Raw genomic sequence first — 19,604 nt, 5'->3', positions numbered from 1 at the left:
TCGAAAGACTCCCTGACTGAGGAACGCGGCAGGGTGCCGGCTAGCAATTCCACGCCGCTTCCACGGCGATTGCCTGTCGATATTCAGCCTTGCGCCGCTGCTCACTCCCCTTCGGCCCCATCATCTCTTCGCGCCACACCATCTCATAGAGGAAGGGGTCATCTGTCGTGGGGTTGAGGGTCGGGAGCAGCGCGGCGATCTCCCGGATCAGATATTCGCGATAGACTGTCCCGCCATGACGGGACGCCATGCGGTCTGGCGCCTGCACCATCGTGAAATAAGGCCGGAAGAGATCCTGTGCGCGCTCGAGGGGATGCTGGGATGGCAGGCCGGTGTAGCAGTCGGCCGCTGTCATGGGGCGGCCGGAGGGATGCGGCACACGGCTCATCGGGACGCTCCAGGCCCGCGCCTTCAGCGCCTGCTCCGGATCATATTGCAGGAACCGGCTGCACCGTCGCAGGAAATGCAGCTCGGCATCCGGCTTCCACCAGGCATCGAACCGGAAGCCCTGCGTCCAGCCGGGCTCTCCTGTCGCCGGTGCGCAGGACCGCGCGCGCTTGCGCGCATCGCCATAGGCGTTCTTGAAACGCTCCGCAAATTGTCCCTCAGTCGGATCGATAGTCTTCTGGGCTTTCTCGCCTGTCGCCATCCGCCGGTCCATGTAGTCCTGGTCGTCTTCTACTTCGGCATCCAATTGCCTGGACGAGGGAGTGAGGAGAGTGCGGACAGTATCTCTCGTCCACTGATCGTCGTCCTGCGCTCCAGTGCCTCCAGCTATGGCGCGAGCGCTCGAAAGGCAGATCGGGATCGCTATGATCGTGGCGAGGCTCATCACGTCGAACGACCGCCGGTCTGGAAGGCGATAGCCATTACCGGCATTTTTGGGCACGCCCCGCATCCAGAACGGCCCTTCATAGGCGACCATGCTCTCCACCATCTGAATCAGCATCACGGGCAGGATCATCGCCGGCTCCACACCGCGGTAGAAACGAATAGGCCGGCCATTGCGGCCATTGTCATGCCGTACGCGCGGGTTCCGTCCGGTGAAGAGCGCAGCATGCGTAAAGGCACTGTCCACCTGCGCATGGATGAGGTCGGGCGCAGCTTTAGGTGGCGCCTCGTTCATGGTCGGGTGAATAACCCGGATATGCCCCGCGGCGCTGGCAGCATATCGACCGGTAGCGTTCGGCGCGGTCTGGAGTCTGGTCATTGATGAAGAGGATCGCAGGGCCTGCCGGACGGACTTGTGCGTGACGCCCAACTCTGCGCGCAAGGCGAAGAGCAGATCGAACCCGCGCTCATACTCGTTCATGACAGCGCAGGAGAGACGCAGGCAGATCGCCCTGTTCCTGATGCGGCTGCGCGCATAGCAGGGCGGCAGATCCTGCTGCTCCATCTGCCGGATGAGCATGTCCGCCCTGTCCATCTGGCGAAGCCAGATGGCGACGAAGAGCTCGAACCCTCCGGTCTGAAGCGCAATCAGGCTGTCGAGATAGCTGCGCGTGCTGACCAAGATGATACGCGCCTGCAACGCATCGGTGGTGTGGGTACGATCATAGTCCGTATCGCCGCGATAGATGCGAGCCGGATCGGCGAGCGGGCTGAACAGAGGCCTGTATCGCAGCACGACGAAACAGCGCAGTTGCTCCTCACTGGCGGGCACGGGCACGCCGTTGACGGTGATGATGTCGCCGTCCCTCGCAAAGCCCTTCATCAGCCAGAGCTTCGCCACGATCGCCGGATCGGGGACGGGCACCGCACCGGGAGCGGCGCGCAGGGCGTCGAGCAGATCCGTCACCACCTTGTGCTGGCTATGCAGCTCGTCCCGCAGACCCGGCCAATTCATGCGGTTCGTGCCGACTGCACGAGCTTGCAGCCGCCGGGCCCGCTCCTGCGGCGTCGCCGCCGAATGCAGGCCAAGCGCTTCAAGAATGTCGAGGCGGCCCATGGCTTCGATCCTGTCGACCACCTTGTCGCCCGTGATCAGGACGCCGGCAAAGGCATTGTGCAGGGCTGCTTCCTGCGCCTGCGACAGCCGCTCGCCATAATGCGGGCTGTAATGGGCGGTCATGACATCGTCCTCCGTGACCGCCAGTCAGCGGCATAGGCCTTGCACGCGGCCAGATCGCGGGCCTCAGCCTCACGATCGAACCGTTCCAGATCTGCTTTTAGGACGTTAACCATGTCGAACAAAGCGAGCCCGCGCTCGACTTGGAGGAACAGCGTGTCGAGTGGTTGTTCCGCTCGCAACTCGTCTCGCAGTGTCTCCAGTTGTACAAGAAGGGTGATGCCCATGCGTTCGATGGGCAGCGGATCATGCAGGCGATGGCTATGGCCGGCGGGATCGACCCAGGCGAACCATCCGCCGTCACTGACCGGGCTGCGATGAAAGCGCGGCTGGCTGATCAGCCAGGCCCAGGCCTCGGCGCGGGTCGGCGTCTGCGGTTTCATCGTGCCATGCGTCAGGGCAAGCGCCAGCATCTGGCGCGGCGTGGCCGGGCCGGCCAGGGTGGCCTGCCGCTGGTCAGGCGCATCGCGGCTGTCATGCAGAAGACGGGCATGCTCGTCATGCAGGCCCACAAGCAGACGCATATCCTTGAGCGCGGCGCTCAGTGTATCGATCTGGCCGGCCAGTGCGGTTGCGGCGCTACGCATCTCGGCTTCGGCATGATTGTTCCAGCGCAGGATGTCCGCATGGAGCTGAACGAGCCGGTGCCGACGTTTGTCGATGGCGGCGCGGGCTTGATCCCGCACTGCGCGATCCGCGCTCTCCAGGCCGGTCAATTGGGCATCCACCTCCGCCTCGATCGCACTTACTTCGTCGATGATGGGCTGGTAGTGCGCCAGATCGTGATCGACGCCGTGGCGATCGCTCCACCTGAACGCGCTCATGCCATGAACGCCTTGTAGCTGAGGTTGGCGCCGTGCAGTTCCAGCCAGTCGGCCGCTTCTCCCCGGCGCAGGTCGCCGGGCAGGTCGAGATGACGGACGCGGCAGGTGACGCGGACCAGCCAGCGCTGGTCCGCCGTCATCGGTTCTTGGCGCCAAGCCCCTTCAAGACGATAATCCTCGTCCCGCGCCAGCCATTCCGCGCGATCCTCGGCATAGGTGACAAGCCGCCGCTGCCAAGTCAGGTACAGACCGCGTGCGGCGAGTTCGCGCTCCTGCCCATCGAGCAGGCGGATCAGGATCGTGCCCAGGGATGCGGCCGGATCCGTATCGACCAGCTCGTCGGCAAGGGCGAGCATATGATGCCCAGTGCCGGCCAGCAGGCCGGCGAGCGCATCGGCGTCATAAGCGCGCATGCCCGCGTTCACCATCACGGCGCCGAGGGTGATCTTGTGGTGCATGTCGGTCGGATTGGCGGCCACGGTCTTGTAGGCGGGCTCGATGAGGCGCCGCCTGCGCTCTGCGAGGGCGGCGCGCTGTTCACCCAATTCGGCGATGCGGGCGTCCGCATCGCCCAGAATGCGGTCGATGTCCGGCTGGCCACCGGCCTTATCGTAAATTTGCGATGTCATGTCTCATGCTCCTGTCTGGCTGACAGGCGGCAGGATCGGAGATTCGGGCATCGAAACATTCCCTGACTCAGGGAATGTTCGGTCGAAGGGAGAGGGTAGGATTGGGGGGCTGAAGATTGGCGCAAGAAATGTTTCACCGATGGCGAAGACGTCTCCCTCCCGCATAGCGGTTCAGGCTGCCCCCCAATCCACTTCAAGGAAGTCGCACGTCTATGTGCCGGCGCTGATCGCCGACAATTTCGGCCGCCTGTCCGTGCTGACGGCGGACACCGCCAACCCGTTCGTCGCCAAGAAACTGGATGCCGCGTCCCAGCGCCTGCAGATGCGGGCGGAGGAAAAGCTGCGGCGCGACCAGCGCCGCGACTATCTGCTGGCGGAGAATAATCTCAGGATCGAATTTCAGGAGGCCGAGCAGCAACGCCGCAAATGGGGCCGGCTGATCAGGACCAAGGTCCGACCGGAGAAGGTCCGGCGTCAACCGCCCAAAGAGCGCAAGCGAGACTGGCCCTATGCCAGCCGCGCCCTGCCCAAATATAGCGGCATCGTGCTGGACCGGAGGGGTGAACGCGGCGTGTTCGTGCGCATCCGCTATTATTCGCGCAAGACCGCAGAGGCGGGCGTGTCGTTGCGCGTCGTCAAATATGTCTTCAACGGCGCGGACGTGGATGCGGCGGGCCGACCCTATTTCGTCTCCAATGTCGGCAAGGATATCGACGAGGCGCTGTGCGCCTTCGATCATCTGGAGCAGGTCAACTGGGGCGCGCAGAAAAATGCCAAGCTGATGATGCACGCCATCATGGCGGCCGATTATCGCCAGACGCCGGATGAGATGATGCGCACGGGCCTGGTCTGGGCAGAGGAGGCGCTGGGCCGCTTCAACCTGCCCTATGTCGTCACCCTGCATGCGCCGCCGGAAGAGGGCGACGAACGCAACTGGCACCTCCACATCCTGTTCAGCTTCCGTCCGATGGCTCGCACCGGCGACCATGAGTGGCAGGTGGGGGAGATGCTGCGCACCGATCTGGATAATCCGCAGGCCATGCGGCTGATGCGCGAGATATATGCGTCGGCGATGACGATCAGCTCGTATGAGAGCGGGATCAACCAGCCCTATACGGCGAAGAGCAATGCTGCCCGCGGTCTCGTCCATGAACCGCAAGTGCATCTGGACGGCATGCTGACCAGCATGGCCCGCAACGGCCATCACATTGCGAAGAACGAGGAAAATTTCGAACGGGTGATCCGCTCGGAAACGGCGCAGCTCGACGAGGAATTGCGTCATGTGGACGAAGCGCTGGCGCGGGAACAGGAACGGGCGCGCGCCGTCGCGCGTCGCTGGGCCGGTATGCCGGTTCTCCCACGCCAGATCCCGCAGCGGATCATGGCGACGATCCTGAACGTCGAGACATCGATGATCGCCATGCCTGCCCGGCCTTTGCCGGAACCGATCGTCATGCCGACGATCGAGTTGCCGATGCGGGCAGAGGAGATGGCCTTGCCGCTGGCGATCGCATCCGTGGACAAGCCCGCGAAGCCGGCGTCACTGGGAACCATCGCGGCCCCTCTCCCTTCTGTTCCGGCTAGCACGGTCACGCCTTGCGCGGCCCCGTCGTTCAAAATCGCAAATTTGCGATTGCCATTGCGGCAAGCGCCGGCCGTGGTCCCGCTACCGAATATGTCGATGCCCGTCGTTGCACCGCCTGTGCGCATGCCCGGGACGCTCGGTGTTGTGATGACGCCTGCGGGCATAGCGCGCAAGCGGCCTACACTGCCATCGGCCTTGCCGCTACGTCCCTCACTTCCTGTTACGCAGACGCCATCGATCCCCGTCATCCATCCGGTGGCGCGCCTGTTCGACGCAGGGCCGCTTGGGCTCGCAATCGAATGTGTCGATGGCGCGCTGGAAGCCCAGGCAAAGCGGGAGATAGAAAGGACCGAGACCGAGAAGGCACGGCAGCTGGCAGTCGCCAACACAGCAGAGGAGGATCGTCGACGGCTGGCGCTTGCACGCCTGATGGCGCAGATTATTGCGGAACGGCGCGCTATCGAGAAGCGGGACGGCAAGCGCCGGGTGGAGGCCGAGCTGCTGACGCGCCACGGCCTTGAACAGGCCGATATCGCCACGGCCGAGGCTCAGGCAGCGCTGGAGAGGATTGCCGAAGACCGGGTTCGCGAGGTGGCGCAGATCGCCAGGATCGGGCGGGAGGCTGCCGCCGCGCTGGCTGCCTCGGCTTCGACGCCGCAGCCGGAGGACCGGCCGAAGGTCAGCGCCAAGCCTGCACCGTCTCGCCGCCATCCCCTTGCCGCGTGGCTGCACGAGGCTCGGCGTGCGGACAGGATCGCGGCGCGGGACGATGACGACCACTGGCCACGACGCGGGCAGACTGAGGTGCGGCCTGCTGACCGGAAGGTCGAGGCAGCGCCATCGATACGCCCGCGCATCATGCCTCGCGAGCTGGATCGTTGATCGCGATCACATAGGCGTCGCAATAGGACACGCCCTTGCCGGTGCCCGTATATTTGATGTCGCGATACTCCTTGCAGAAGGCGTAGACCGCATCGTCCTGAACGTACCAGCGGGCCATCGGGCAAAAGGCGCAGAGCGGCAGTTCTTCGATATCGAGACCGAGCGTTATGAGGACCGGTCCCCTGCGATCAGGATCGCGCGCCCATAGCGCGTCGATATCGGCGGTGGTGAGGTCGTTGGGGTCGAAAGTCACGATATTCTCCTTTTTGAAAAAGCGTGCATCGGCACGCGGCGAAACAGCGTCGTCGCTGAATGTGCTGGATCGGGATGGGGCGCCCTCCCGGTGATGGGCTTGGCATGCACCCGCTGTGGAAAAGGCACCGCCTCCGGGCCGGCCGTCGAGACCCGTCCATGACAGATTTCCGTGATCGGAGATCTTTGGGGAAAAATGGCATGACGCCGCCCCTGCGGCTCCGGTTCGCGACCGCCGTCCGGCGGCGCGCAATGCTACGGAGAAACGCTATGCGCCAATGGCAGCGTCCACCGCTTCAATATCCGCATGAATATGTTGTGACCTTTGACCTGGAAACGGTCGTCGATGAGGAGATGCCGGACGGCAGCTTCCCGCCTTGGCCCCGGCACAAGCCGGTCGCCGGCGCCTTCCTCACCGCCTCCCGGTCCGACGGGCGCTATGCTTTCTCGCTCGATACCTTCATCTGCCATGACGGGCAGGAGGCGCAGTTCCTGCGCAGCACTGACGCGCTATTTCCGCCCGGTTCAATGGCGGTGACGCTGAACGGTCGCGGATTCGACGCGCAGGTCTTGAGGCTGCAAGCCCAGCGACAGGGGCTTTACGATCTGCGCAACATCGCCCGCATCGCCGATGCAGGCCGCTATGATGTGACGCATCTCGACCTTCTCGACGCCTATGGCGGGCGGGGATCATCGCTTGCCGAGCTGTGCGGTGCTCTGTCCATTCCGGTTAAAACCAGCACATCGGGTGGCGACGTCGGCGACCTCTGGCGGCGCGGCGATGTGAAAGCCATCGCCGAATATGTGCAGGAGGATGTGCTGGCCAGCTACCTCGTCTATCTGCATACCATTGCCTGGCGGCAGGGAGACGAGCGGCTTATCGCGCTGCCGCTGGCCGATCTGGCCACCTGGCTGGAAAGCGAGCCCGGGTTGCAGCACCTGCTGCCATTTGCGACCTGCCGACCGGCGCTGTGGGCGCGATCCCGTGCGCCATATTTGCGGGCCGTAGCCGCTCGTGCCGGCGCGGAACTGCGCTTGCGCAAAGAGCAGGACGAGGCCGCGTTCGCCGCGCGGTAGGCCAGCCAAACTTCCCCTCCATCCGACCCATTGGCGCGCGCTTATCACTCCGGCTGCTTCCGGAAGTGATGGCGCGCGCCTGCATATCAGGACATGTCCATGACCGAAGAACCCGTTACCTTCGTTGCCCTTGCTGTCGCTACCGTCACGATACCACCAGCCACTTGCGATACCCCGCCCGGCACGCATCTGGTCGGCGCCGGGCTGCTGATCGCCACACGCTGCGCCGACCGCTGGCGCTTCAGCTGCGAAGCGGGCACTATCGCGGCCGGCGAGAAGGAGCAAAACCTTCTCCTCTGGCTCTCTAATCGCTTGCCCATGGCCGACACGCTGATTGGCTGGCAGATCGATCAGCATATCGTTCCACCCCTGATCGATGCAGCCGCCCATGCGGAGCCGACGATCGCCCATCACTTCATGGTCCGGCTTGCGCGGGTGCTCCGCAACAATGTCGTGGACCTGTCGATCAACCGCAGCGCTGCACCGGAGAACCTCGCCACGGCGCCCAGCATGATGCCGGATACGCTGCTGGGCAACTGGGGAACGGGTCGCCTCGATGCCGTGCGAGCGGACCTAGCGACCGAGGCGATCGGCACCTGGCTGCATTTTCTGCAGCAGGCGCAGCATGTCGGCGCCGACGCGGAACAGGCCACACGCGCCTGGATGCATCGCCGCAGCAGCATCCATCTGGTTGAAAAGGCGCCGGGCGCCGCCTGAGCGAAGTCAGAAGAAATCGGGATCCGTGAAAGAGCGGAAAAAATGGAAATCCCCGGCCAGCAGGCCGTCAGCACAACATAGCATTGGAGTATCTGAATGACACATCCCTATCTCGCGCGCGGTCAGGCCTGGGTGTTCGCGCTGCGCACGCTCATGGGCTATCCACCCTATGAGCCGGCACGCCACACCATGTCCTTTTGCACCAGCGGTCCGCGCGAATTTGACGATGTCGTCCATCTGACAGAGCTCGCGGGCGAGATGCAAAAGGACATGCTACATCTGACCTTTGATGAGCTGGAATCCCCGGAGCCCTGCCTGGTGTCGCTGGTCCTGCACCAGCCGCTCTCCATTGAATGGATGCCGGGCTGTCAGCTCTATGCGGCGAGCGATCGGGCGCCGGTCGAGTTGCTGCAGGGTGGCCGGCGCTGGCGCATCGACGAGCGTAACCAACTGGTGAGCGACAAGCTGCCGCCGCGTCACTTGCTGGCCCGGGGCGAGCAGATCGCATGGGCACGCTGGCGCAAGACGGCGGCAGACATGGATGGGCTCGACCTGACGGGCAACAGCTTCGTGCCGGCGGGGCAGCCCCTTGCCGAGGCCATCCCGGTCGAGAGGATCAGGGTCGCCAGCTGAGTCATCATCTCAATCCCTTCCGCGTCGTCAGGACGCCCGCCAGCGCCGCCCCCTGTGGGCGGCGTTGGCGTTTCAGGAGACCAATATGTTCATCACCCAAGATCAACTTCGTCACGCCCGCCACGAGCTGGTAACCCGTCCCCGGAGCATATCCCGGATCGAGTGGCCGGATTTCAAGGTCAGGCCGATCAGCGAGGAATGGCAATATTGCGGGCGTGTCCCCGCCTATAAGACGGCTGTCGCCAATGTCGCTTACATCTGGCGCCATAGCGATCCTGTCGACCGGTTCGGTCCCATGCCTGCCCGTTTTTCCGGGCGGCGGTTCGAACTCAAGGCGTCAGCTCTGTTGCTGCCGAACAGCGCGCCACTCTGGGCGGCAAATGACCCGTACAGGGTCTGGGCCGAGGCGGATGCCGTTGCTGTCGCGACGGGCGATCCCACCGCCGTCGCGGCGTGGCATGTCATGATGGAAATCCCGCTCGACGTGCGACCGGAGAACTGGCGCTGGCTTGCTGAAGGCTTTCTGCACAGCCAGTTGGTGCAGCAAGGCGCGGCGGTCGCTTGGGCGATTCACTCTGTCCAGGGCGACGATGGCGAGTGGATCATCAAGCCCCATATGCACGCCATCGTGACCGCCCGCTACTGGCGCCATGACAAGCGCCATGGTCGCCGGCATCCAAACTGGATCGGCAGCTGGGCGCAGCAGAAGCGCATAGAATTTGCCTGGCGTCGCCGCTGTGCGGGCCTGCGCGATCTCACGCGTGCGGGATTCTTTGTAAACGGGTGCTGACCCTCGCTTATGCAGTAACCGGACCTTAAAGTCCCCTCGGCATAGCATGGCGGTCGTGCCGGGGGGCTGCCATCTGGACGGATGCTGGTGGCTCTCGGTGCAGATAGATGCAGGGGGTCTTACATGGTCATGCGCCGATACGAAAAAACGCGGACAGCTGTCTGCAAAAATTCCTTTCGGCGCATGAGCAGGTAGGACCCGGAATGTCGGTCAGCAGCACGCCTCCATCGGTTCAGTCCAGCCAGCCGCTTACCCGGCAGGAAATACGCCAGCTTCTGGCATCAGCCAAATTTTCCTATGTCGACCTGATCCGTGTGGCCCGTAGTTTTCCTGGCTATGTGCATGGCGAGGCCAACGACCTGCTGCACGATGCGCTGGGCGCCGCGCTCGGGACACGCGCATGCCCATCGGGTGTTACGATCGAAAAAGCGCTGATCGAGATCATGCGCAGCAAATGGTCGACGGCGGCGCGCGGGCGAGCCCGGCGGAAGGTACAGGTCGACTATATGCCGCTGGAGGAGATCGCGCTGGCCGGCAATCGCTATACTGTCGCATCGACCGATGAAATCCAGGAAATCGAGCGGGTACGGATGCTATGTGCAGATGTGCTGGAACGCTTGTCCCTCGAACCCGGTTTCGAGGCATTGATCGATGCCATTGATGCTGACCTGCGTGGCCAGAAGCTCGCCGATCACCTTGGTCTGTCCCGGCGGGAGCTTGCCTCGCTGCGACGCGCCCTCAAGCGCAAGATCCAGAAGCTGTGGCCTGACGTTAAACAGATGTTGGTGGATGGTGAGGTTGTATAAAATCCCTATGTCGATCCGTGATGCTTAATGACTTGGTATCATTGGGCTGAGCACGTGAACATGGTCTAGTGGTGGCCCTGCCATCTTGATGATTTAAGTCAGGGTAAGGACGTGATCCAATTCCGGAACGCCTTGCAGACGGGCGCTTAAAGGGCGACCGATGGTGGCGTAAGTATGTGCTGCTGCGCATTCACTCTGCTTAAGGCACCGGCAATTCTAAGCGTTGGATTGACGGATCAAGCAGGAATTCTTCGACCCGTTGCAACAGGATGATATCTGCCTGTCGGCTCAAGGCGCATTCCCAAATCAGCCCAAAGCGCCAGCCCAGCTTTTCTAGGCTGGTCTCGACCTCTGCATCGCGCTCGACGTTTCGGCGGAACTTCTCTTCCCAGAACGCGACATTGGTCGACGGAGTGGATGTCTTTGCGCAGCCGTGACGATGCCAGAAGCACCCGTGGACCTGAATAACAGCGCGGTGCTTCCGAAACACCAGATCGGGTTTGCCGGGAAGGTCGCCGACGTCCACGCGGAACCTAAACCCCCGCGCATGAAGCGCGGATCTCAGGACGAGTTCGGGCCGGGTGTTCCGGCTACGGATACCGGACATCATACGCGACCGGGTCTCCGTCGAAACAATGTCGGTCAAGCAGCATGCTCCTGCGGTTTCGGCCTGGTCATGCCCGCCGGAGAATATATAGGAAACGTTCGAAGGGAGGCCACATGGGCAGTGCGATTAAGATTGTTGACCTGTTCGCCGGCCCTGGCGGGCTCGGCGAGGGGTTCGCTGCCGCTGGGCGAGAGACGGTCAACCCGATGGATATAAGGCTGTCGATCGAGAAGGATCCGTACGCCATCCGCACGCTCCGACTGCGAGCCTTCCTGCGCAGCTTCGAGGGCGGTTTCCCGGCATCCTATTATGATGCGCTTAATCGCTCACTTCCGTTGCCGGACTTGAGCAGTCTTCATCCAGCCAACTGGAAACACGCACTAGAAGAGGCCCGGCAACTGGAGCTTGGCCAGCCCGGCGTATTCGAGCATATTTCAGTTGAATTGGACAGTGTCCGGGAAGCTTCCTCCGGATGCACGGTTCTCATCGGCGGGCCACCCTGTCAGGCATATTCCCTTGCGGGCAGATCCCGCAACGCCGGAAACAAGGACTATGTCGCGGAAAGCGACAACCGTCATTTTCTCTACCGTGAATATGTATCGATACTCGACCGCCTTAGGCCAGCGGTCTTCGTTATGGAGAACGTCAAGGGGATGCTGTCGAGCCGGGTGTCGGGCGCGGCGATAGCCGATAGGGTCTTCGACGATCTGCGCAGCGCGGGTGACGGCTACGTGCTGCTGCCCCTAACTGCGGAAGGAAACCTTCTCGATGACCGTAATCCGCGCGAGTTTGTCGTGAGAGCCGAGGAGCATGGAATCCCCCAAGCAAGGCACAGGGTGATCATTGTCGGCCTGCGCTCCGATCTTGCCCGCGGCCGCCGCTTCGAGGGCCCCTTGCTGGTCAGATCGCGACCTTCCGCAGACAACTCCGTGGTCTCGGTAATCGGTGCTATGCCGAAACTTCGAAGCGGTCTCAGCCGTGAGGATTCCAGTGCGGCATGGGTACGGACCGTGAGCGAATGGGCGGAGCGCCTAGCTGGGGATGCGGCTCTTTCGCCTGATCTCCGGGCAGAATTCCGAGACTTGACAGCTTCTGGTCCGGCACAGCTTTTAACACGCATGAATAGCATGAGGGCTTCTGCCATCCGTCCCGGGCCCCTTGCGTTCTGGCTGGAAGACCCGAAACTAGAAGTGCTTCTCGACCATGAGACCCGCGGACATATTCCCGCCGATTTGGGACGGTATCTTTTTGCGGCTGGGTTCGGCCGGATCAATGATCGGTCTCCAAGCCTCGTCGAATTTCCGGACTACCTCCAGCCGCATCATGCGAACCGGCAGACCGGCGCGTTTGCCGACAGGTTCCGTGTCCAGTTGGCTGCTGCACCATCGACCACCGTTACGAGCCATATCGCGAAGGACGGGCACTATTTCATCCACCCTGATCCGGCGCAGTGCAGATCATTGACCGTGAGGGAGGCCGCGCGCCTCCAGACGTTTCCCGACAACTATTTTTTCTGCGGACCGAGGACGGAACAGTACAAGCAGGTCGGCAACGCCGTTCCGGCGTTGCTCGCGCGCCAGATCGCGCAAGTTGTGCACGATCTGATCGACGGCAGCATCTGACAGGTCAACTCTCCTCGATCTCCGGAATCCCTTCTGGCAGTTCGGGGAAGGTGGCGGTCCTAATCGCCTTCCATGTGTCAGCCCGTTTGGCCACTTCCGAGAATTGCCGGCCTGGCGCGATCCTCTCGAAGGTCGCATTCACGATTTTTGCCCATTCCCAAAGGAGGTGCGCGAATCGGTCGGATATGCCCTGCTGCTGCCAAACCATCTCGAAGTGGATCCGGCCGGGCAGCTTTTCTGACAAAGCGGCAACCGTGTAGGTGGCGATGTTCACCCAGCCTTGGCGGAAGACTTCCTTAGCCTCCTTTTTCTTGATCGCGCCTTCGATTGCCCTGAAGATGATGACCTTCGCGATCATGGCACGATACCACTCTGGTGTGAGAGGGGTGGGTACGAGCTCGGGATTGTCGTCGAGCGCCGACATGAACGCCGCGAAGTTCTTCTCTCCTGCGAGGGCAACCTGCGCCGGTTTTGCTCTCCACGCCTCGTGGAACTTCGCGATGTCGTTCTTGGACAGCTTGTGCCGCGTCGGCACCATGCGCTGGAATTCCCGTCGCTTGGCGTCAGTACGTTCGCGCAGCAGCCGTACCTGATAGGCACCTGCTGCCCGCTCGTAGAACCAGCGGCTCGCACCATCGGCGCACCAGACCTCCTCCGACAGCTTCTCCAGCTGCACGTGGAATGGGCGGTTGGCAGAGAGATCGGACGTCTTCACGGCGTTCTGACTGTTAGCGAAACGCGAAATGTTGGCGATCAGGCGCTCCCGTGCATCGTCGTCGTCGCCCTTGAGAATGATGATCTTGGCTGGGACCATCACGTGGCTGAGGTCGATGTCCTTGCGGTCGCGGGAGGCGAAGAAAATCGAGGAGGTGGTCTGTCCGCCGTTCACTATCTGGAGCCCACTCATCAGCGAGAAGCCGAGACCACCATCCTCGCACCTGCTCAGCTGCGCGCTATCGCAGACCATGACTAGACCGTTGTTGAACGCCATGAAATGCTCGGGTTCCCTTAGAAGGGTGTCCGCAATCCCTTGGTTGACCTTGCTCCGGTATCCAAGGAACGTGCGGACATTAGCCTCCAGCAGTCGCGGGCCGTAGCGAAGGTACAGCTCGCGGATGATCTCGCCAGGAATTGCCGTTAGCGCATACTCGTAATCGGCGTCGGGGTCGGGCACGTGGATGCAGGGTAAGGGCCGCCCAAGCGTCTGCTCGAAGCTTATCGACACCTCCTCACGCGGCTTGCCGGATGTGTGCCGGTACAACCGCTCGATATCCATTGCCTCGATCGCGACAATCTTTCCTTGAACTTCCTTGGGGGCGAACCGCTTCGATTTCGTCAGACCATCCGTCACCACGAAGACGCGCAGCTGCTGGAGGCTCGCCCACTGCTCCCTAATGAACAGGACAAGCTCGTAGATCTCGCCACTTTTCTCGATCTTGGCGCCGAGCCGGCCGCTGGCCGCTTCGAACAGGAATTTGATTCCCTCCTTGGCAGTGGACGCCGCTTCCGAGTCACGGAGCGCCTCGATTTCCTCGGTTCCGAAATAGCGGGTCACGAAAAGGTCGAGGCAGGTTTCGTCTGCCGACTGTGCGTATCCCGTAATGCGCAGCCGTGCGTTCCCGATCGTGCCGGTCCAATGGCAGACAGTTGGTGACTCGCAGATGTTGGCGTTTGCGATCTGATCCATCGCGAGCTCGGCGTAGATCAGTTCCTCGGATGGAAAGCTGCCTTCATCGCTGCTGAGCCTTTCGGCGACAACAGCCTGCAACTCGGCGCGCAGACTACGGTGAAATTCCTCAATGCTCATTCAATGATTCCCAGCGCGGAGAGGGCTCCCGAAAGTCCCACGTCGGGCTGCGGAACGGAGCTAAGGTCGAGGGTGTATGTTGCAGCCGTAATCTGAGCTGGCAAGGCCGCACGTCGAAGCGCAGGGAATTCCTCCTCAACTGCGAAACATCTGAATTCACTGACGATGAAAGGGCGTTCGTACAGCGAAGCGTGTTCATCGTAGTATCCGCCGAGGACTAGCATTGCGTCGAACGCCCTCCGCATGCCCCGACCATCGGCAAGGTCCCGCATGAGCGCGACCAGCGAAGACAGGCTGATGCCAGCCGGGTCATCCGCCAGGCGGACCGCGCCCACGAACATAGGCTGTCTTTCGGAATCGAGCTGTTCGATGCTGTTGATGCGCGCCTTGAATGCGTCACTCGTCGAAGTGGTCTTCACCTCGAGGGCGCCCGATCCGAGATGGAAATCCTGCGCCGAGTGCATCGGCCCCTTCCACGAATCGAAAGGAAGGCTGCCGGGCATGACGTCGGCAAGAAGGCGCAATGTGGCAAGTTCGCCGTAAAGTCCGGCCTGCGCTTCCTGTGAAAGCGGTCTGGAGCCGCGGGACATGAATGCCTGCCACTCCCGCACGCGCTGCAGGAACGCCGCAACGAGCGCTCGGCCGTCTTGCGCCTTCCGGTCGTCCAAAAAGCGCAGCAGGTCGACCGCCATGATGGCGAATAGGTCGAACGCGCCTTCCACGCGCCGGATGAGCGCGACCACATCGTTGCCCATGAACGCGGCATGACCTCCGATCATTGCCGCCTCGAAGCCCCGGCCATCCGGCAGGCCGGTCGATTTTCCAAGCCAGCCTGACGGAAAGGCAACGACCAGCGCCTCCCTGCTGTCGGGAAAGTGGCGACCCGCCTGAACCGTGACCAGGCCGATATTGGTGAGGCTGACCAGACGCCATTCCTCGTCACCTTGCGGCTCGGCAAGGGCTCGCCAAGAGCGGATCAACCCGTCCTCAGTCCACCCAGACATTAAGAGCCTCCCACATCACGCTATTGCCCATGTAGGCGGCATTGCTCACCCTTCTTGTCGAACTGCTGCCAGGGAAGCTGACCGCAAAAGCGACCACCGGATCGGCACCCTTGATCGCGTGAACGTCGCTCTCGGCCGGGTTCAGCAGGTACAGGAGAAGCAGCCCACGTTCAGGCTGTGCGGACACACCCTTCGCAGGATTGCCCTCGCCGAGCGTTTTCCGGATTGCGGGGCCTCTCGGTTCGGCCGGCGGTTCCCGCCCGTCATTCCGTTCCGCATCCCGGCGCCAGGTCTCGCGACTAAGTTCGAGCGCGGCCTGCCATTGTGCCTTCGTCAGGTCGATCGCTTGGTCGCGTGGCGAGATCAGCGTCTTGATGGAATACCGATCTTCATGATCCACGGTTTTCTTGCGCGTGAGCATCGCCATATCGAGGCCGGCGATGAGGTGCTTGTCCTCCGGACCGGGATTGTCCTTTGAAACCAGCGCCACGGTCCATTTCACAAGTTCGCTGTCCTTGTTCATCTCGTCGATGAAATCGGCAATCAGCGGGCTCATGATCCGGAAACTTGCGGGATGTGTCCGGTATTCCCGAAGAAACGCAGTAACTTGCTGCGAAGGCACCTCCCGCCACAGGTGCCCCGCCCATTTCTGGCCCTCCGGCACATAATGCTGGTTGCCTAGATCAAGGGCGGGCCCGAGACTCGAGACGAAACGCTCTGTTGTGGCGAAATTGGCCGCGATCTCGTCAGGCCTGTTGGGAAACACGATCGTCTGGAGCAGATCGCCGGAGTAGGTGAACGAGACGGGTCGTGCATTTCGCATTTTTGCCCGGGACGTTATCGTCAGGACCGAATGCGATCTTACGCGCAATCCGAAGTCCTTGGGCGTGCCGCCGGCGGCAACCATGTTGTCGAACTCCTGCCGCAGTTCTTCGGCCGCATCCGCGATGTGGCCGAACCATTCGACAAGTTCGGTCGTCGTGTAGAGCCGGCACACGTCGAGATAGCCATCCCGGTAGCCGAACCAGCGGCCCATCTGCATCAGCGTATCGTACATCCGCGCACTGCGCAGGAAGTAGCTCGTGCATAATCCTTCCAGAGTCAGGCCGCGTGCAAGCTTGTCGCCGCCTATCGCGATGACCTTGAGGCCGGTCTGTTCATTCTCGGCATAGTCGAGAGCATCCTTGGCTGTGCCGTTTATCTCCCTGACCCTGATGTCGGCGATGACGTCGGGAAGCACGTCCCGGACCTGCGCCCAGTCGAAATCCTCGAGCTTTTCGTCCTCGACAAGGTCCGCGCGGATGCGGGCCATGCCCGGCCTGAAGCTGCTCTCGTACTCGTCCCGCATCAGGGCCTCGGTATCGGCCAGGTCGATGCCGCGCTGGTAGCGCCCCTTCAGCCGCCGGACATACTCGGCGACCTGTGACACCACTTCGGCCTGCACCGACGTGAACCGCGTGACGTGGACCAGCATGGAGGCATGGCGGTTTCCCTGTCCCCTCAGCTTCCTGACGGCACACGCATACATAAAGGAGCGTACCGCCTCCTCGAGCGAGTCCGGTAACTTGGCCTCTCCGTCCCATCGTGGCCGGTGACCGTTCTTGTGCCTTTGGGGCATCCAAGCGACGTATTCGTCCTCCGCGAGCGGCCTCGTCAGCGGCAGGTCTGCCGCAGTTGATGACGCCGAGCCGAAGACTCTCCCCGGACCGATGTAGTTGGACGGGGCGGCAAGGTTCGTGATGAACGCCGACGGGAAGAGATCAGGGCCATGCTCCTCCGTGGCGCCCTTGTCGTGGATGAAGATGTTAGCGAACGGCGTGGCGGTGTAGCCGACATATGCCGATCTGGCGAAGTGATTGAGGACCGACCTGATCAGGCGGTTGATGGTAGTAGGCTGGTGCTCCAGATCGGGCTTGCCGAACTCGTCGACAACGTCCTCGCCGGTATCGACCGATCCGTGATCCGACTCGTCGTCGATCACCAGTATCGGCAGGTTGGTCACCAGCTTCCGGCCTGTAACCGGATCGGTATGGTCTGCCACCCGGTTCCGGATCCAGCCGAGCAGCCGTTCGAGCACCGTCTTGTTCTTCTTGATGACGAACAGCCACGGCCGCTGTTCGGGAGTGACGCCAAGCTTGGCGGCGGCCTGCTTCGTGAAGTCGCCGTTCTCCGTGCGGTTGGTCGCATAGTTGGGCCTTATCGAGTGGTCCGCATCGATCAGGCCGACTCCGACAGCCGGAAGGTCATCGATGTTCGCCAGAGTGGCGAAGCCGAGAAAGCCCTCGTCGAGGCGGATTTGCGTTTGCGCCCGCAGGTTGTTGTGGAGCCCGGCAAGGACGATGACGATCTTGTATCCCGCGTCTGCCGCCTTGCAGATGAGGCCCGTATAGTTTCCGGTCTTGCCGGACTGGACGTGACCCACGACGAGCCCGCGCCTGTCCCATGTGCCGGTGCGTTGCGGATCCTCGAGGTGCCCCAGAACCTCGTCGGTAGCCTCGTCCAGCGCATCCAGCGCGACAAGCGGAAGCTTCGCTTCCATGTATTCCGAATAGCGACGCCAGTAGAGCCAGTCCCTCTTTCGTTCGGCGGTGAGCCAAGGAACGTGGTCGGTGTCGTCCGAGAGCGTCGCGTTACGGCCGATTGTGTGGCTGTAGCGGCGGATCAGTTCGTCAACGAGCCGATCGCGCTCCACTAGCTCGAAATCGCCTTCCATGATCGCTTCTAGCTTGTTCAGTTCGGAATCGATCATCTCCGGCGTAACCATCTCGCCCGTTTTGGCCACTGTCCGCCGAAGGAGGTTCTGCGCCATGCTCAGGATCGAGTCGAAGGCGCGCTGGTCCGTTGTCGTCATTCTTCGTGTCCGCCAATTCTTTGTACAATATCGGGGTGCTGATCGAACGGGGGTGTCCGAGACAGTCGCAGCCGCGCTTCATCTGGACTGAGTCCTCTAAACTCGACCAGTGCCTCGAAGAGGCTGGTCAGTGTCGTTTCGATCTCGTCGGGTGCCGCTGCAAAGTTACCGCGGGACACGTTCGTCTGCTCGGCGGTATCAAGCCAAATTTTCTGCACCGGCACCGTTTCGGCAATCAGGCTGAGCAGGGAAAGTATGTCGGACCTGAGCGGTCCCGCCCGGTCCAAGATCGAGGCGACGAGATCATGCTGCTTGGAGATCCGATAGGAGTTTCCGCTCGCAGCGTGATGCACGGCCCACATGTCCGGGATGCCGCCACCGGCTTCCCCCCGTCCAGTGACCAGCCTGCCACGATGCGCAAAGACCTTTTTGGCGACGTCTCGGGTTTCCGAAGCAAGGCGCGTCAGCTGGCTCCGCAGGCGGACCGGCACGCTGGCCGTCGACTTCAGGATATTGATCTTCCATTCGGCGTCGACCGAATTCGGGATGTCCAGACGTATCCTTGCGAGGCGGTGCGCCTCGTCGCGTGTCCAGCGCCGTCCGCGTTCACCCAGCCCTAGCCACCCGCCTGCAAGAAGCAGGCGACGGTTTCTGTAGATGTAGAATCCTTCTTGGGCCGGCCAGCCGACAGGGCCAGCCGCCGATTCGTATTCCGCAGGCTTCAGCAGATCCTTGTGCGGAAGCACGTGGCATTGCGCGACAACGCCTGCTGCGTTCTGCAGCCGGTATTCAACACTTTCCATTGCTTTGCCCGGATGACCCGTAAGGAACGGGTCCCAGCTCCGCACGCGCCGACCATTGATACGTATCTCCAGCCCGTCGTCGATCAGGCGATGGAACGTCATCGCCAGATGACCGTCGACTTGTTCAATCAGTTCGATCAAGTCCTGCGCGGTGAAGCCATCCGTTACGACGCGGTCGAGGTTTTCCCAAAGGACGACCGTACCTGTGTCTTCGGTCAGCCCGGCTTCGACGCGGTCCTTCGAACCAGTCCGCGCACCCTCATGAAGCAGCCAACTTCCCTCCGCTCCGCCGAGCAGGTCGAGATCCCACCGAAGGCAACACCGTTCATGGCCGGCCTTGCTGCTCGCAACGGTCAATATCCGCGCCTGCGAGAAACTTGCCGTCTTCAATCCCATGCCGAACCTGCCGAGATCGCCGGGGCGTCGTTGTGTTCGCGGATCACGCGCGCCTAGGCGCATTGCGGCTTCAAGTTCCGCGTCGCTCATTCCCCGGCCGTTGTCGGCGACCCTGACCCAGCTGTCTGGACCGTTCCATTCGAATACCACGTCGACATGATCGGCCTCCGCACTGACGGAGTTGTCGATCAGATCGGCAATCGCGGTAGCAGTCGTGTAACCTAGGCCGCGCAGCGACTCGAGCATGGCAC

16 protein-coding genes are annotated in these 19,604 nt (G+C 62.2%); 7 read left to right on the top strand and 9 right to left on the bottom strand.

Annotated features, from left to right (window positions below; all coding sequences use genetic code 11):
• Positions 1 to 40 precede the first annotated feature (40 nt).
• The 3 genes from F4U95_RS11705 to traD are packed head-to-tail and all read right to left on the bottom strand — an operon-like array spanning position 41 to position 3,521.
• Positions 41 to 2,071 (bottom strand): hypothetical protein, encoded by a 2,031-nt coding sequence (locus F4U95_RS11705; RefSeq protein ID WP_150425802.1) that lies wholly within the window; start codon positions 2,069 to 2,071, stop codon positions 41 to 43.
• A complete protein-coding gene (locus F4U95_RS11700; protein ID WP_150425801.1) occupies positions 2,068 to 2,892 on the bottom strand; it encodes a hypothetical protein in 825 nt (274 codons plus the stop codon). Before F4U95_RS11700 ends, F4U95_RS11705 begins: the two co-directional genes overlap by 4 nt.
• Complete coding sequence (traD, locus tag F4U95_RS11695) at positions 2,889 to 3,521, bottom strand: conjugal transfer protein TraD (protein ID WP_150425800.1); 633 nt, start codon at positions 3,519 to 3,521, stop codon at positions 2,889 to 2,891. Before traD ends, F4U95_RS11700 begins: the two co-directional genes overlap by 4 nt.
• Positions 3,522 to 3,735: 214 nt before the next feature.
• Between traD and F4U95_RS11690 the strand changes: the two genes are divergently transcribed.
• On the top strand, positions 3,736 to 5,988 hold the full coding sequence (locus F4U95_RS11690; RefSeq protein ID WP_161600390.1) for a hypothetical protein: 2,253 nt from the start codon (positions 3,736 to 3,738) through the stop codon (positions 5,986 to 5,988).
• Here the strand turns inward: F4U95_RS11690 and F4U95_RS11685 are convergent.
• Positions 5,963 to 6,241, bottom strand: coding sequence for a hypothetical protein (locus F4U95_RS11685; protein ID WP_150425798.1), 279 nt, complete (start codon positions 6,239 to 6,241; stop codon positions 5,963 to 5,965). The two genes, F4U95_RS11690 and F4U95_RS11685, sit on opposite strands and share 26 nt — an antisense overlap.
• A gap of 317 nt (positions 6,242 to 6,558) precedes the next feature.
• Between F4U95_RS11685 and F4U95_RS11680 the strand changes: the two genes are divergently transcribed.
• The 5 genes from F4U95_RS11680 (at position 6,559) to F4U95_RS11660 (ending at position 10,263) form a co-directional block, all read left to right on the top strand.
• Positions 6,559 to 7,317, top strand: a complete 759-nt coding sequence (locus F4U95_RS11680; protein ID WP_161600389.1) for a hypothetical protein — start codon at positions 6,559 to 6,561, stop codon at positions 7,315 to 7,317.
• A gap of 99 nt (positions 7,318 to 7,416) precedes the next feature.
• Positions 7,417 to 8,034, top strand: a complete 618-nt coding sequence (locus tag F4U95_RS11675; RefSeq protein ID WP_150425796.1) for a hypothetical protein — start codon at positions 7,417 to 7,419, stop codon at positions 8,032 to 8,034.
• Between the two features lie 96 nt (positions 8,035 to 8,130).
• The gene (locus F4U95_RS11670; protein ID WP_150425795.1) at positions 8,131 to 8,667 is read left to right on the top strand and encodes a hypothetical protein; all 537 of its coding nucleotides are present in this window, start codon (positions 8,131 to 8,133) and stop codon (positions 8,665 to 8,667) included.
• Between the two features lie 85 nt (positions 8,668 to 8,752).
• Positions 8,753 to 9,457 carry a MobA/MobL family protein gene (locus tag F4U95_RS11665; RefSeq protein ID WP_150425794.1) on the top strand — a complete coding sequence of 235 codons (705 nt, stop codon included), beginning with the start codon at positions 8,753 to 8,755 and terminating at the stop codon, positions 9,455 to 9,457.
• A gap of 107 nt (positions 9,458 to 9,564) precedes the next feature.
• On the top strand, positions 9,565 to 10,263 hold the full coding sequence (locus tag F4U95_RS11660) for a hypothetical protein (RefSeq protein WP_150425793.1): 699 nt from the start codon (positions 9,565 to 9,567) through the stop codon (positions 10,261 to 10,263).
• A 199-nt stretch (positions 10,264 to 10,462) separates the two neighbouring features.
• Here F4U95_RS11660 and F4U95_RS11655 read toward each other — a convergent pair whose 3' ends face one another.
• Positions 10,463 to 10,909, bottom strand: coding sequence for a very short patch repair endonuclease (locus F4U95_RS11655; protein ID WP_150425792.1), 447 nt, complete (start codon positions 10,907 to 10,909; stop codon positions 10,463 to 10,465).
• Positions 10,910 to 10,983: 74 nt separating this feature from the next.
• Here F4U95_RS11655 and F4U95_RS11650 point away from each other — a divergent pair, with 74 nt between their 5' ends.
• Entirely contained in the window at positions 10,984 to 12,492 is a 1,509-nt protein-coding gene (locus tag F4U95_RS11650) for a DNA cytosine methyltransferase (protein ID WP_150425791.1), read from the top strand.
• A 4-nt stretch (positions 12,493 to 12,496) separates the two neighbouring features.
• On the opposite strand, the gene F4U95_RS11645 is transcribed toward F4U95_RS11650, so the two are convergent.
• Genes F4U95_RS11645 through F4U95_RS11630 form a run of 4 tightly spaced genes read right to left on the bottom strand, consistent with a single transcriptional unit; the run spans position 12,497 to position 19,599 of the window.
• Positions 12,497 to 14,299, bottom strand: coding sequence for an AIPR family protein (locus F4U95_RS11645; protein ID WP_150425790.1), 1,803 nt, complete (start codon positions 14,297 to 14,299; stop codon positions 12,497 to 12,499).
• Positions 14,296 to 15,279, bottom strand: coding sequence for a PD-(D/E)XK motif protein (locus tag F4U95_RS11640; protein ID WP_161600388.1), 984 nt, complete (start codon positions 15,277 to 15,279; stop codon positions 14,296 to 14,298). Before F4U95_RS11640 ends, F4U95_RS11645 begins: the two co-directional genes overlap by 4 nt.
• Before the next feature lie 7 nt (positions 15,280 to 15,286).
• On the bottom strand, positions 15,287 to 18,154 hold the full coding sequence (locus tag F4U95_RS11635; RefSeq protein ID WP_150425788.1) for a Z1 domain-containing protein: 2,868 nt from the start codon (positions 18,152 to 18,154) through the stop codon (positions 15,287 to 15,289).
• The gene (locus tag F4U95_RS11630) at positions 18,151 to 19,599 is read right to left on the bottom strand and encodes an ATP-binding protein (RefSeq protein WP_211363978.1); all 1,449 of its coding nucleotides are present in this window, start codon (positions 19,597 to 19,599) and stop codon (positions 18,151 to 18,153) included. Before F4U95_RS11630 ends, F4U95_RS11635 begins: the two co-directional genes overlap by 4 nt.
• Between the last annotated feature and the right edge of the window lie 5 nt (positions 19,600 to 19,604).

This window comes from Sphingobium limneticum, from assembly GCF_008710165.1.
In the GTDB taxonomy this organism is placed as follows: Bacteria; Pseudomonadota; Alphaproteobacteria; order Sphingomonadales; family Sphingomonadaceae; genus Sphingobium; species Sphingobium limneticum.
The sequence above is the reverse complement of the archived record's forward strand: the minus strand, read 5'-3'. Positions and strand labels throughout refer to the sequence as shown.

Excerpts from the sequence above, each read along its gene's own strand:
- F4U95_RS11645 (WP_150425790.1), bottom strand. The coding sequence starts at position 14,299 with ATGAGCATTGAGGAATTTCACCGTAGTCTGCGCGCCGAGTTGCAGGCT.
- F4U95_RS11705 (WP_150425802.1), bottom strand. The coding sequence starts at position 2,071 with ATGACCGCCCATTACAGCCCGCATTATGGCGAGCGGCTGTCGCAGGCG.
- F4U95_RS11700 (WP_150425801.1), bottom strand. The coding sequence starts at position 2,892 with ATGAGCGCGTTCAGGTGGAGCGATCGCCACGGCGTCGATCACGATCTG.
- F4U95_RS11670 (WP_150425795.1), top strand. The coding sequence starts at position 8,131 with ATGACACATCCCTATCTCGCGCGCGGTCAGGCCTGGGTGTTCGCGCTG.
- F4U95_RS11630 (WP_211363978.1), bottom strand. The coding sequence starts at position 19,599 with ATGCTCGAGTCGCTGCGCGGCCTAGGTTACACGACTGCTACCGCGATT.
- F4U95_RS11635 (WP_150425788.1), bottom strand. The coding sequence starts at position 18,154 with ATGACGACAACGGACCAGCGCGCCTTCGACTCGATCCTGAGCATGGCG.
- F4U95_RS11650 (WP_150425791.1), top strand. The coding sequence starts at position 10,984 with ATGGGCAGTGCGATTAAGATTGTTGACCTGTTCGCCGGCCCTGGCGGG.
- F4U95_RS11660 (WP_150425793.1), top strand. The coding sequence starts at position 9,565 with ATGCAGGGGGTCTTACATGGTCATGCGCCGATACGAAAAAACGCGGAC.
- F4U95_RS11675 (WP_150425796.1), top strand. The coding sequence starts at position 7,417 with ATGACCGAAGAACCCGTTACCTTCGTTGCCCTTGCTGTCGCTACCGTC.
- traD (WP_150425800.1), bottom strand. The coding sequence starts at position 3,521 with ATGACATCGCAAATTTACGATAAGGCCGGTGGCCAGCCGGACATCGAC.
- F4U95_RS11665 (WP_150425794.1), top strand. The coding sequence starts at position 8,753 with ATGTTCATCACCCAAGATCAACTTCGTCACGCCCGCCACGAGCTGGTA.